At 66.4% G+C, this 13,316-nt stretch carries 9 protein-coding genes and 1 pseudogene; 7 read left to right on the forward strand and 3 right to left on the reverse strand.

Features of this window, described 5'->3' with window-relative positions; genetic code table 11:
• A pseudogene (locus tag AC0L23_RS25590) lies at positions 1-393 on the forward strand (hypothetical protein); the annotation flags it as partial.
• Here AC0L23_RS25590 and dgcA read toward each other — a convergent pair.
• Positions 363-1,358 carry an N-acetyl-D-Glu racemase DgcA gene (dgcA, locus tag AC0L23_RS25595; RefSeq protein WP_473357487.1) on the reverse strand — a complete coding sequence of 332 codons (996 nt, stop codon included), beginning with the start codon at positions 1,356-1,358 and terminating at the stop codon, positions 363-365. The pseudogene AC0L23_RS25590 and the gene dgcA sit on opposite strands and share 31 nt — an antisense overlap.
• A gap of 143 nt (positions 1,359-1,501) precedes the next feature.
• Here dgcA and AC0L23_RS25600 point away from each other — a divergent pair, with 143 nt between their 5' ends.
• The 3 genes from AC0L23_RS25600 to AC0L23_RS25610 are packed head-to-tail and all read left to right on the forward strand — an operon-like array spanning position 1,502 to position 4,306.
• Complete coding sequence (locus tag AC0L23_RS25600) at positions 1,502-2,635, forward strand: MlaE family ABC transporter permease (RefSeq protein WP_473357488.1); 1,134 nt, start codon at positions 1,502-1,504, stop codon at positions 2,633-2,635.
• Between the two features lie 2 nt (positions 2,636-2,637).
• Complete coding sequence (locus tag AC0L23_RS25605; protein WP_473357489.1) at positions 2,638-3,408, forward strand: ABC transporter ATP-binding protein; 771 nt, start codon at positions 2,638-2,640, stop codon at positions 3,406-3,408.
• A 16-nt stretch (positions 3,409-3,424) separates the two neighbouring features.
• A complete protein-coding gene (locus AC0L23_RS25610; RefSeq protein ID WP_473357490.1) occupies positions 3,425-4,306 on the forward strand; it encodes an MlaD family protein in 882 nt (293 codons plus the stop codon).
• Between the two features lie 204 nt (positions 4,307-4,510).
• Here the strand turns inward: AC0L23_RS25610 and AC0L23_RS25615 are convergent, their stop codons facing one another.
• Positions 4,511-10,351 (reverse strand): apolipoprotein A-IV repeat region-like domain-containing protein, encoded by a 5,841-nt coding sequence (locus AC0L23_RS25615; RefSeq protein WP_473357491.1) that lies wholly within the window; start codon positions 10,349-10,351, stop codon positions 4,511-4,513.
• Between the two features lie 426 nt (positions 10,352-10,777).
• On the opposite strand from AC0L23_RS25615, the gene AC0L23_RS25620 reads away from it, so the two are divergent.
• Both AC0L23_RS25620 and AC0L23_RS25625 read left to right on the forward strand, forming a co-directional pair.
• Complete coding sequence (locus tag AC0L23_RS25620) at positions 10,778-11,122, forward strand: Hpt domain-containing protein (protein WP_085383991.1); 345 nt, start codon at positions 10,778-10,780, stop codon at positions 11,120-11,122.
• 165 nt (positions 11,123-11,287) lie between these two features.
• Complete coding sequence (locus AC0L23_RS25625; protein ID WP_045008721.1) at positions 11,288-11,608, forward strand: 2Fe-2S iron-sulfur cluster-binding protein; 321 nt, start codon at positions 11,288-11,290, stop codon at positions 11,606-11,608.
• A 12-nt stretch (positions 11,609-11,620) separates the two neighbouring features.
• Here the strand turns inward: AC0L23_RS25625 and AC0L23_RS25630 are convergent, their stop codons facing one another.
• Positions 11,621-12,088 carry an acyl-CoA thioesterase gene (locus AC0L23_RS25630; RefSeq protein WP_473357492.1) on the reverse strand — a complete coding sequence of 156 codons (468 nt, stop codon included), beginning with the start codon at positions 12,086-12,088 and terminating at the stop codon, positions 11,621-11,623.
• Between the two features lie 179 nt (positions 12,089-12,267).
• Between AC0L23_RS25630 and AC0L23_RS25635 the strand changes: the two genes are divergently transcribed.
• Entirely contained in the window at positions 12,268-13,296 is a 1,029-nt protein-coding gene (locus AC0L23_RS25635) for an NAD(P)/FAD-dependent oxidoreductase (RefSeq protein WP_085357944.1), read from the forward strand.
• The last annotated feature ends 20 nt before the right edge of the window (positions 13,297-13,316 follow it).

The raw sequence follows: 13,316 nt of genomic DNA on the forward strand, positions 1-13,316 counted from the left end.
GTCGCCCCGCGGGCGGGGCGGGGGGTGGGGGGGGGGGGGGGGGGGGGGGGGGGGGGGGGGGGCCCCCCCCCCCCCCCCCCCCCCCCCCCCCCGCTGCTCGCGGTCGTGCAGCTCGGCCACGGCCTGACCTTCGGGATGACGATCCTCGGCACCATGAGTCTGCTGGTGCAGCGCGTGCCGTCGCATCAGATCGCGCGGGGGCAGGGTTATTACGCGGCGTGCAACGGGCTGCTGGGTGCGACCACCTCGATCGCGGCAGGCGCGATCTACGCTCGCATCGGCGACGGCCTCTATTATGTGATGGCGGCAATGGCCGCTGCCGGCGCGCTTGTGATCTGGTCGGCGCGGCACCGGCTGAAAGCTCATCCCCAGAGCGACGAGTCCGGCGGGTAGACCAGGCTGTCATCATAACGCAGGCCATGATCGCGGTCGCGCGTCAGCAGCAGCGGGCCGTCGAGATCGACGAAGCGCGCCTGCGGCGTCACCAGCATCGCAGGCGCCATCGACAGCGAGGTCGCGACCATGCAGCCGATCATGATCTCGAAGCCGAGCGCCTGCGCGGCATCGGCCATCGCCAGCGCCTCGGTGAGGCCGCCGGTCTTGTCGAGCTTGATGTTCACGGCGTCGTAGCGCTCTCGGAGTGACGCCAGCGAAGTGCGGTCGTGCACGCTCTCGTCGGCGCAAACCACCAGCGGCCGCTTGATCCGCGCCAGCGCGTCGTCTTGGCCCGCGGGCAGCGGCTGCTCGACCAAGGTGACGCCGACGGCCTCGCAGGCCGCAAGATTCTGCTCCAGATTGGCTTCGGTCCAGGCCTCGTTGGCATCCACGATCAGCTCGGATTCGGGTGCGGCGTTGCGCACCGCGGCGATCCGCTCCCCGTCGCCGTCGCCGCCGAGCTTGATCTTGAGCAGCGGCCGGTGCGCCGCCTTGGCAGTCGCCGCCGCCATGGCCTCGGGCGTGTCCAGCGAGATCGTGTAGGCCGTGGTGCGTTCGCCCGGCGCCGGGCGGTCGAGCACGCTCCAGGCCCGCAATCCGGCCGCCTTGGCTTCCAGATCGATCAGGGCACAATCCAGGGCATTGCGGGCCGCCCCGGGCGGCATGGCGGCTTGCAGGGCCTGGCGGGTGAGGCCGCCGGCCACGGCCTCCCGCATGGCCTGGATGGCGGCAAGGGTCGCCTCCGGCGTCTCGCCATAGCGGGGATAGGGCACGCATTCGCCGCGGCCGGTCAGGCCCTTCCGGCGGACCTCGGCCACAACGGTGACGGACTCGGTCTTGGCGCCCCGGCTGATGGTGAAACTGCCTGCGATAGGAAAGCGCTCGATTCGCGCGGCGAGGGCAGGAACTTTGCTGGAAGTCATTTTGAACTCTGGCGAAATCTGAACCTGCTGGTTACCTCTAGCAACTAAGGTTAACCAGTTGGGGATACCTTCTCCGGGTAAGGGCGCGTGCGCAACCATCTGATTTCAACCGTTTCTCGCGCCCCGGCACGGGAGCGGACATCTTGAACGGCGATCCGAAGCTGGAACGGATTGCGAAGGGCAATGCGCTGGCACTCTGCGCGACCGGAACCTGGACCGCGAGCTTCGCGCCGGTCCTGGAGCGGATGGTGGCTGACGCCGAGAAGCTCGCCGGCGGCCCACAAAGCATCTTCATCGACGTTTCCGAGGTCGCCAAGCTCGACACCTTCGGCGCCTGGCTGATCGAGCGGCTGCGCCGCAGCCTGACGCAGGGCGCCGTCGAGGCGCAGATCGCCGGCCTCTCCGCCAATTATTCGAGCCTCGTGGACGAGGTGCGGCGGGTCAGGGCGACGCCCGTCATCGACACCAGCACGATCACCATCACCGGCATGCTGGAGCAGATCGGCCAGACCGTGGCCGGCGTTGCCGGCACGGTCGCAGGCCTGATCGACATGCTCGGCGCGGTGCTCGCAGCGGGCGCGCGTACCCTGATTCATCCGCGCTCGTTCCGCCTGACCTCGACCGTGCATCATCTCGAGCAGGTCTGCTGGCGCGCGGTGCCGATCGTGGTGCTGATCACCTTCCTGATCGGCTGCATCATTGCCCAGCAGGGCATCTTCCATTTCCGCAGGTTCGGCGCCGACATCTTCGTCGTCGACATGCTCGGCGTGCTGGTGTTGCGCGAAATCGGCGTGCTGCTGGTCGCGATCATGGTCGCCGGCCGCTCGGGCAGCGCCTATACGGCCGAGCTGGGCTCGATGAAGATGCGCGAGGAGATCGACGCGCTGCGCACCATGGGCTTCGATCCGATCGAGGTGCTGGTGCTGCCGCGCATGCTGGCGCTGGTGCTGGCGCTGCCGATCCTGGCCTTCCTCGGCGCGATGGCCGCACTCTATGGCGGTGGTCTTGTCGCCTGGCTCTACGGCGGCGTCGATCCCGAAGCCTTCCTGCTGCGCCTGCGCGACGCCATCTCGATCGACCATTTCATCGTCGGCATCGTCAAGGCGCCGGTGATGGCTGCGGTGATCGGCATCGTTGCCTGCGTCGAGGGCCTCGCCGTGCAGGGCAGTGCGGAATCGCTCGGGCAGCACACGACGTCGTCTGTCGTGAAAGGCATTTTTTTCGTCATTGTCATGGACGGCGTGTTCGCCATCTTCTTCGCCGCGATCGGGATGTGACGATGGCTCCCGAAATTCAGAACCCGATCATTCGCGTCCGCGACATCACCGTGCAGTTCGGCGCGACGCGCGTGCTCGACGGGCTCGACCTCGACGTCAGGCGCGGCGAGATTTTAGGCTTCGTCGGCCCTTCCGGCGCGGGCAAGTCCGTGCTGACACGCACGATCATCGGCCTCGTGCCGAAGGTCGCAGGGAGCATCGAGGTGTTCGGCGTTGATCTGGATGCCTCCAATACGTCGCAGCGGCGCGCCGTGGAGCGGCGCTGGGGCGTGCTGTTCCAGCAGGGCGCGCTGTTCTCCTCGCTCACGGTGCGGCAAAACATCCAGTTTCCGATGCGCGAATATCTGCGGGTGTCGCAGCGGCTGATGGACGAGATCACCATCGCCAAGCTCACCATGGTGGGTCTGAAGCCTGAGGTCGCCGATCGCTTTCCCTCGGAACTGTCGGGCGGCATGATCAAGCGCGTGGCGCTGGCGCGCGCGCTGTCGCTCGACCCGGATCTCGTCTTCCTGGACGAGCCGACCTCGGGCCTGGACCCGATCGGCGCCGGCGACTTCGACGAGCTGGTCAGGACGCTGCAGCGTACTTTGGGGCTGACCGTTTTCATGGTAACCCACGACCTCGATAGCCTTTACACAGCATGTGACCGCATCGCCGTTTTAGGCAACGGTAAGATCATTGCGGCAGGGTCGATCGCCGACATGCAGGCCTCGCAGCATCCCTGGCTGAGGCAATATTTCCATGGCAAGCGCGCTCGCGCGGTGATGGGCTGAGGTGCCGGAGTAGCTGATGGAAACGCGGGCAAATTACGTGCTGATCGGGTCGTTCACGCTGGCGGTGATCGCCGCCGCGATCGGCTTCGTGCTGTGGTTTCAGTCGCTGCACACCACCAAGCAGCGCAGCCCCCTGCGCGTCGTGTTCGAGGGCCCGGCCGCGGGCCTGCGCAACGGCGGCAGCGTCAATTTCAACGGTATCCGGGTGGGCGAGGTGGTCTCGGTGAAGCTCGACAACCCTCGGCGGGTTGTCGCACTCGCCATGGTCGAGAATAACGCCCCGATCCGCAAGGACACCCTGGTCGGCCTCGAATTCCAGGGCCTGACCGGCGTTGCCGCGATCTCGCTCAAGGGCGGCGAGGAGGCAGCGCCTGCGCCGCCGCTCGACGAGGACGGCATTCCGACGCTGACGGCCGATCCCAACAAGCTCCAGGACGTCACCGAGGCGATCCGCGGCACGCTGCAGAACATCAACAAGATCGTCGCCGACAATCAGGAGTCGGTGAAGAACTCGCTGAAGAACCTCGAGACCTTCACCAACTCGCTCGCCCGCAACGCCGAGAAGATCGACGGCGTGATGGCCAAGGTCGACGGGGTGATGCTCAAGGCCGACAGCCTCATGCTCGGACTCAACACGCTCGCCGGCGGCAAGGACGGCGGCGAGCTGTTCCAGGCGGTGAAGTCGATCCGCGAACTGGCCGACGATTTCGACAAGCGCTCCGGCGCATTGATGACCGACGGCCGCCGCACGCTCGGCGACATCAGCCGCGCCGTCAACAATTTCGACCGCAACCCGACCCGCGTCCTGTTCGGCGCCAGCAACAACGCGCCGGCGGCCGCGCCGCCACCGCCGCCAGAGCCGCCGAAGCCAGCCGCGGCGCCCGAGCGCAGGCGGTAGTAGGCGCGTTGCACTCGACCCTCTCCTTCGTCATTGCGAGCGAAGCGAAGCAATCCAGACTGCCTCGCAGAAGCAGTCTGGATTGCTTCGTCGCAAGAGCTCCTCGCAAGGACGAGTTTGTAGAGGCGCAACGACGTTCCCAAAACAAAACGGAGGCCGTGAGGCCTCCGTTTTCATTCGTCATCCGTCTTGGCGACTGACCGCTTACCCCAGCCGGCCTGCTGCGTGAGCGAGCAGCGTGTACACCAGGCCCGTCTCCGAGGTCAGGTGGTTGCGCAGCTCCTGCGGGCCGCGGCCGTCGCGGGCGACTTCGTCGAGCAGGCGTTCGAACTCGGCGACATAGCGGTCGACCGTGGCCTTGAAGTTGCGGTCGGATCGATACTTGCGGGCGACCTCGTCAAAGGCCTTCTGACCGGCGGGCGTGTAGAGGCGCTTGGTGAAGGCCTTGTTCTCGCCGCGCTGGTAGCGGTCCCACATCTCGGAGGCGAGGTTGCGGTCCATCAGCCGGCCGATGTCGAGCGACAAGGATTCCAGCGGATTGCCGCCACCTTGCGGAGCCTGCGGCTGCGGAGCCGGTGCAGCCTGGCGGCCGCGCTGGGGCTCACGTCCGCTGGGCGCGCCCTGGTTGGCGTCCGTGCGGCTAAGCAGGTCGGACAACCAGCCGTCACGGCCCTGGTCATTGCCGGCCGGCGCCACCGGGGGAGCTTCGGTGCGGCGCGAGGAGGCCGGCATGCCGAGGTCCGGCGGCGGCAGCGTCGAGGCGCTGGCGCTCTCGCGCATGCGCGTCTCGGTGCTGCGCGCGCCGACGGCCGCCAGCATCGGCTCTTCCTGGCGTTGCACGCTGGCGCGGCCCGTCGTGGAGACGTCGAGGCCGCGGCCGTGCTGGGCCACGATGCGGTTGAGCTCGGCGAGGGCCTCGATCTGGTCGACGATCACCTTGCGCATCTGCGCAGTGCTCTCGGCGGCCTCCTGCGGCATCTCGAGCACGCCGCGGCGCAGCTCGTTTCGGGTGGCTTCGAGCTCGTTGTGCATCTCGAAGGCCATCTGCTTCATGCTGGAGACGAGATTGGTGAACTTCTCGGTCGACTGCTTGAACATCGCATCCGCCTCGTCGGTGGTCTGGCGGTAGATGTCGTGCATGGCCTCGACGGTCTGCCGGTGCTCCTCTTCAGAGGCCGACCGCACCGCCTCGAACTGGCGGGTGATTGCGGCGGAACCGGCGCCGGCGGTCTCCGCGACGACGCGGGCGATGTCGCGGGCACGCTCTTCGGCAGCCGCCAGCGATTCATCGAGCAGGCCGGTGAAGCGCGACAGGCGCTGGTCGAGATCGGCCGTGCGCAGGTCAATCGTGGTGACGAGCGATTCCAGCGCCTCCTTGCGTTCGGCGAGCGAGGCGGTGGTGTTCTTGTTGCTCTGTTCCACCACCTGCGCGGCCTCGACGAGTGCCTTGCCGTGCGCGTCGAACTGGGTCGACAGCTCGCCGAGATCCTGGAGCGCCCGGGTGGTCTTGCTGTTGAAGACGTTGAGCTGGTCTTCCAGGTTCTGCGTCGCAGCGCCGTTGCGCGAGGTGACGTCGTTCATCGCCGAGACGAAGTCGGCGACGCGCGTCACCAGCGCCCGTTCGAGCGAGTTGAGGTTGTCGTGCGCACCGGTCAGCACCTCCTGGAGCAGGATGTTGCCTTCGCGCAGGCGCTCGAACAGGGCGACCGTGTCGGTGCGCAGGATCTTGCTGGTCTCCTGCATCTCGGTGACGGCCGCGATCGAGACCTGGCGCGACTGGTCGATCGCCGCGCGCGAGGCCTGCTCGAGGTCCTTGAGCGACTTGTTGACGGCACCGGTCGCCATCTCGCTCGCCGAGTTGATGGTCCGCGCCACCTCGGAGCCGTTGCCCATCATGGTCTGCGAGAATGCATGGCCGCGCGTCTCGATCGACTTCAGCGCGTCGGACGTGACGCGGTCGATGTCGAGCGTGAGCTGGCTGGTCTTCGAGCCGATCGCGTCCACGAGCGAGCCGCGCTTGGCGTCGATCATGTTGGCGAGGCGATCGGACTGCTGCTGCACGTAGGTGACGATCTCGTCGGTCTTGCCAGTCATGGCCTGGCCGAAGCTGCTGCTGGCGGCGAGCACCGAGCGCTCGACGTCCGCCGAGCTCGACTTCACCCGCGAGCTCGCCTCGTTGGAGGCGTTGATCAACGCGTTCTGGGCGTTGAGCGCGCTGGTCTGGATGTCGTTGGTCGCGTTCGCGGCGGCGGTGCTCAGCGTACGCTCGATCTCGCTGGAGATCGTGCGGATCTGGCTTGCCGCATCCGCCGAGGTCGAGACCAGCGAGGTCTGCGCCTCACGCGCGCTGTTGAGGATGGTCGAGGCGGTGTCGGCGCCGACCGAGGTCAGCGTGCGCTCGATGTCCGTGGTCAGCGACTTGATCTGGCTCGCAGCGTCAGTCGAGGCGGAGATCAGCGTGCCCTGGGCCTCGCGTACGCCGCTGGTGAGCGCCTCGATGGTGGCGCCGCCGGCGGTCGCCAGCGCGCGCTGCATCTCGGCCGCCAGCGAACGAACCTGGCCGGTCTGTTCGGCGGAGACCGCCAGCAGGGTGCTCTGGGCATCACGGGCGCTGGTCGTGATCGTCTCGGCGGTCGACTGGCCGACCTGCGAGAGCGAGCGATGCACTTCGGCGGCGAGAGACTTGACCTGGCTCGCCGCATCCGAGGATGCGTTGACGAGCGTGCTCTGGGCTTCGCGGGCGCCGGTCATGATGGTCTCTGCCGTCGCGGTTCCCGCCATCGAGAGCGAGCGCTGCACGTCCGAGGACAGCGCCTTGATCTGGTTGGCGGTCTCGCTCGAGGCCGCGATCAGCGCGCTCTGCGCATCGCGGGCGCCGGCGGTGATCGATTCCGCCGTGGTGGTGCCGGCCATCGACAGCGAGCGCTGCACGTCGGCGGTGAGGGTCTTGACGTGGTTGGCGGCGTCCGAGGACGCCGTGACGAGCGTGGTCTGTACCTCGCGGGCACCGGCCAGGATCGAGGCGGCGGTCGCCGAGCCTGCCGACGACAGCGTGCGTTCGACGTCGGCGGTGAGAGTCTTGACGTGGTTGGCCGCATCCGAGGACGCCGTCACGAGCGTGGTCTGCACCTCGCGGGCACCGGCCAGGATCGAGGCGGCGGTCGCCGAGCCTGCCGACGACAGCGTGCGTTCGACGTCGGCCGCGAGCCCCTTGATCTGGTTGGAGGCATCGCCCGACGCGGCGACCAGGGTCGACTGGGCTTCGCGGGCGCTGGTCAGGATCGAGTTCGCGGCACCGGTGCCGACGGCGGTCAGCGCACGCTCGAGCTCGGCGGAGGTCATCTTGAGCTGGGCGTTGACGTCGGAGGAGACCGTCATCAGCGACTGCTGCGCGGTGCGCGCACCGGTCTGGATGGTCTCGCTGGTGTTGACCACGAGGTTGGTGAGCGAGCGCTCGGCGTCCTCGACATGCGAGCGAATCGCGGTCGAGATCATCTCGGCGCGGGACATCATGTCCTCGCTGGCCTGGCGTCCGCTGCTCTCGATGCGGCCGGCGACGGCCTCGACGCGCGAGCCGAGCAGGTCCTCGAACTGCGCCACGCGCACGTCGATGTCGCTGGCGACGGCACCGACCTTGGTCTCGATGGCCTGCTGGATGTCCTGGAAGCGCGCCGTGACCGTGTCGGTCAGGTGCATGCTGCGGCCATCGATGATCTCGGCGACGCCGGTGATGCGGCGATCGACCGCCTCGATCGCCTGCGCGGTGCCGTCCGTGAGTGTCGAGGTCAGCAGGGTGAGGCGGGAATCGATCGACTGCACGGCCTGCGAGGCGCCGTTCGTCACCGCGCTGGTCAGGTAGGTGAGGCGCGTGTCGATGGATTCGAGCGCCTGCGACGCGCCCCCGGTGAGGGTGGTCGTCAGATGCGTGAGGCGCGTGTCGATCGTCTGGATGGTCTGCGACGCGCCATCGGTCAGCGAGGTCGCGAGGTGGTTGAGGCGGTTGTCGATGGTCTCGACAGCCTGAGACGCGCCGTCGGTCAGCGACGTCGTGAGGTGGGTGAGGCGGGAGTCGATCGACTGGATCGCCTGCGCGGCGCCGTCGGTCAGCGACGAGGCGAGGTTGTTGAGCCGTCCGTCGATTGTCTCGGTGACCGACTTCGCACGGGTATCGAACGACTGTTCGAGCGCGGCGACGCGGCCGACGAGCTGTTCGTCGAAGGTCTTGATGTGACCGTCGATCGTGGAGTCGAGGCTCGAGATCTTGCCGTTCAGCGAGGCATCGAGGTTGCTGACACGTTCGCCGATCGTGGTCTCGAACTGCACCAGGCGCTGGTCGAGCACAGCCGTGATCGCGCCGCCATTGGCGGTGAAGCGGGTGTCGAAATTATCGACATAGGTCTTCAGCGACTCATGGATGTCCTGCGTGCGCTGGCCCATCCGATCGACGATCTCGCCGCCGAAGGTCTTCACGGTGCGGTCGAACTCGGAGATGTGGCGGGTGATCAGCGCGCCCAGCGTGCCGGAGTCGCGGGCGAACTTCTCGACCAGCTCGGTGCCCTGGTTCTTCACCAGCTCGTCGAAGGCGCTCATCTGGAGCGACAGCGAGTCGTGCGCGGTCTCGGTCTGGCTGACGACCTTGGCGACCAGCGTGTTGACGGTGGCGTCGAGCGCTTCGCTCGCCTTGTCGCCGGAGGTCATGATCTGGCCGGCGAGGCGGTTGCCGGCGTCGTCGATCTTGGCGGAGAGGTCGTTGGAGCGCAGCTCGAGCTCGAGCAGCAGCGAGTCCGAAGAATTCTTCAGGCTGTCGTGCACCTGCTCGGTGCGCTCGGAGATGCCGTCGACGATCGCGGCGGAGCGCTGCTCGAACTCGCCCGTGATGCGGTCGATGCGCTCGTTCAACATCTCGTGGACGCGGTCGGCGAGGTCGACGAACTCGTCGTGAACGTGGCCGGTCTTGAAATTGAGGCTGGTGGTCAGCCGCTCGCTGGCGTCGAGCACGGCGCGGGTGGTCTCGTTGCTGGCCTCCTCGAGGCGGTCAAGCAGGTCGCCGCCGCGCTCGCCGAGCGCGAGGATCATGTTGTCGCCGGCGTTGCTGAGCGCACCGGTGATGTGGGCGCCGCGCTCTTCGAGTGCGCCGGTGATGGACTTGGCGACCTCGTCGACGCGCGAGGCAATCGCGTCCGAGATCAGTGCGATGTCATGGCGCAAATCGATCTGCACGCCGGAGATGGCGCTGCGGACCTGCTCGGCCTGGCCGACCAGATTGTCGCGCTGATGCGCGATGTCCTGGAGCAGGGCGCGGATGCGCACTTCGTTGTCGGAATAGGCGCGTTCGAGCGCCGCGACCTCGTTGGCGACCAGCGTCTCGAGTTCGCCGGCGCGCGCGATGGCGCGCTCGATGCCGTCGCCCATCGCCGCAACCTCGCGGCGGATGGCCTGGCCGACGGTCACCATGGAATCCGAAGCCGAGCCTTCCGGCTCGGAGAAGCGGATCGCAACTTGGGCCATAGCCTGCGCGACCGAGCTCATTTGCTGGCCGCGCCAGACGAGGCTCGCCAGGAAGAAGAACAGCATGATCGGCGCGAAGAACATCGTGACGAGGCCGGCAATGGCCAACACGCCGCCGCTCTGGCCCATCGCCGCCTGGATCGAAGGCAGGAAGCCGACTGTCAGCGCGGCGCAGGCCGCCAGCCAGATGACGGTGAAGATTGTCGCGCCGGTGTAGATGTTGCGGGTCGGGCGTCCCGTCTGCAACGTCTGCAAGAGCTGGCCGATGGTCGCACGGTCGTCATTGGCGGCGCGGCGCGAGGAGCGCGGCTCCTCGATCTGGTCGAACATCGCACGTTCGTTCGCGGCAGGGCGCGCGTCGAAGCTCGGTTCGTCGAACATCGGGGGAGCCGGTGGCGCGACCGGGGGCGACGTTTCGCTGCGCATCGAGGCGTTGCGGCTGGTGTCCGCGGCCGTGTCGCTGATGTTCAGGGCCTCCTGGATTGCAGAAAGCGCATCTTCTGTGGGGTCTTTGACCTTTTTCGGAGTGTTTGCCATGTTCAGTCCGAGCCCTCGTTACTTGTACGCGTCCCCCCGCGAGCTCTGCGCGCTACGCAAGCCCACAGTCCGGATCATGCCGCTTGCGCGGATCTCCGAGCCATCCCCACCCGGACGGCTTGTCCGCCAATTTCTCCAACATCCTATTGGCAGAGCGTCGCGAATGAAATGCCCGCGATTAAGACATTCTTAATCATCGTTAACAGGATCGCGCCGTAAGGCCTTAGCAATAAATGGAATTCTCCACGGAACTCGCCGGATTGCGGCAACTTTTCGTCAATAAACGGGCAGATTTGCGCAAAACGGCCGGAACATTTCGTTAACCATTTCTATGCTTGGGTGGAGGGAACTTGACCGCCGGACCGGCGGACATCGCGCGATGCCGGGGCCTGCGCCATGATACCTGAACTGCAACGGATGGACTGGATGCCCTCGCCCCCGCTTGCACCCATCGACAGCCCGCTCGACCTCGATCATCTCTCCCGCATGACGCTCGGTGATTCCGAGCTGAAACAGGAAGTGCTGGCGATGTTTGCCGAGCAGGCGGTGCGCCTGATCGCGGCGATGGCAGCGCTGCCGGCCGAGGCCGGCGCACTCGCCCACAAGCTCAAGGGATCGGCGCGCGGGATCGGCGCCTTTGCGGTGGCGGACGCCGCAGCCAGCCTGGAGACCGCGATCCAGACCGGGCAGGGCCGGCCTCACGCCTTCGCCGCGCTGAAAGAGGCGGTGACCGAGGCGCGCGCCGCCATCGAGGCGATCCTCAACCCTTAGGCGATAACACCAGACCTGTAGTCTAGTCTTTTGTTTTGACGGGTTTTCTTCCCGCGAAGCGGTATTCGCGACTTCATCAAAACGCTATGGCGCCGGGCTGACCGACCCGTTATAGGACAGCCCGGACCCTCCTTCATTCCCTAGATCGCGGCAGCACGAGCACACATGGCCAAAATCCACTTTGTCGATCACAAGGGCGAAACCCGTACGGTGGACGTCGAGAACGGCGCGACTGTGATGGAAGCCGCCATCCGCAACAGCATTCCCGGCATCGAGGCCGAATGCGGCGGCGCCTGCGCCTGCGCCACCTGCCATGTCTATGTCGACGAAGCGTGGCGCGAGAAGGTCGGCAGCCCGACGCCGATGGAAGAGGACATGCTCGACTTCGGCTTCGACGTGCGCCCGAACTCGCGCCTGTCCTGCCAGATTAAGGTCTCCGACGAGCTCGACGGTCTGGTGGTGGCGACGCCGGAACGGCAGGCCTAACTCTCTTAGCTATCATGTGCTCGGCGGCGCGACCCGGATGCCGCGCTTGTGCCAGGGGCTGAGCTTCTCAAGCACTTCCGCGATCAGTGGCGTCGGCCGGCGCGACGCTTCGTCGATCATCACGGCGACCGATGTCGCCGATGCAATGCACTTCCCTTCCGAAAACACCACCTGCTCGAACCTTACCGACGTTCGTCCCAGTTTCACGACGCCGAGACCGAGCTCGATCGTGTTCGGCCAATGCAGCTCCGCGCGAAAATGGATGTCGAGCCGCACCATGATCCAGGCAAGTCCGGGCGGCGTCAGGCCGTATTCCGGGAGCTTCATCAGCGTGACACGGCCGGTCTCGAAATAGGTGGCGTAGACCGCGTTGTTGACGTGCTGGTTAGGGTCGAGATCGCCGAAGCGGACATTGTCGCTGAGCCGAAAAGGGTAGTCCTCCAGGCGCGGCGTCGTATCGAGGCGACTTGGTGCGTTCACCGATTGATCTCCGTCATATCGTTGCTGGTTACAGCCCAGTTATCCTGACCCGGCAAGTGGGCGCGGCCGCGGGGCGCTCCCGCTTTTATGCCTTCCCTGATCCATCCCCGTTGGCTAGACAGGCAGGGTCACCTCGGCCCGAAGGGCGCCGTCCCACCGACGACCGATAAAGAGACGACATGAGCGACGCGATCAAAACCGATGTGCTGATTATTGGTGCCGGCCCCTGCGGTCTGTTCGCCGCCTTCGAGCTGGGCCTTCTCGACATGAAGACGCATTTCGTCGACATCCTCGACAAGGTCGGCGGCCAGTGCGCAGAACTCTATCCGGAAAAGCCGATCTACGACATTCCCGGCATTCCGCAGGTTTCGGGGCAGGGCCTCACCGACGCGCTGATGGAGCAGATCAAGCCGTTCCATCCGACCTTCCATCTCGGCGAGATGATCGAGACCGTCGAGAAAATCGGCGATCCGCTGTTCCGCTGCACCACGGACGCCGGCAAGGTGTTCGAATGCAAGGTGCTGGTGATCGCTGCCGGCGGCGGCTCGTTCCAGCCCAAGCGTCCACCGGTGCCGGGGATCGAAGCCTATGAAGGAAGCTCGGTGCACTACGCCGTGCGCAAGATGGAGACGTTCCGCGACAAGAACGTGCTGATCGTGGGCGGCGGCGATTCCGCGCTCGATTGGACGCTCAATCTGCATCCGATCGCCAAGCGCATCACGCTCTTGCACCGTCGCGACGATTTTCGCGCCGCCCCCCACAGCGTCGAGCAGATGCGCGCGCTGGTCGCTGCCGGCAAGATGGATCTGCGGCTCGGCCAGGTCACCGCGCTGTCAGGCAACGAGGGCAAGCTGAGCGGCGCCACCGTGAAGGGCAACGACAACAGCGTGAACGAAATCACCTGCGACACCATGCTGCCGTTCTTCGGGCTGACCATGAAGCTCGGTCCGGTCGCGAACTGGGGCATCGCGCTGGAGAACAATCTGGTGCCGGTCGAGACATCCGCGTTCGAGACCAACGTGCCAGGCATCTTCGCGATCGGCGACATCAACACCTATCCCGGCAAGATCAAGCTGATCCTGTGCGGCTTCCACGAGGGCGCGCTGATGTCGCAAAAAGCCCATCGCTACGTCTATCCGGAGAAGCGGCTCGTGTTCCAGTACACGACGTCGTCCTCCAGCCTGCAAAAGAAGCTCGGCGTCAACTGATGGCGGCGGGCGATGCCCCA

The organism is Bradyrhizobium sp. MI1.4 (assembly GCF_055811315.1).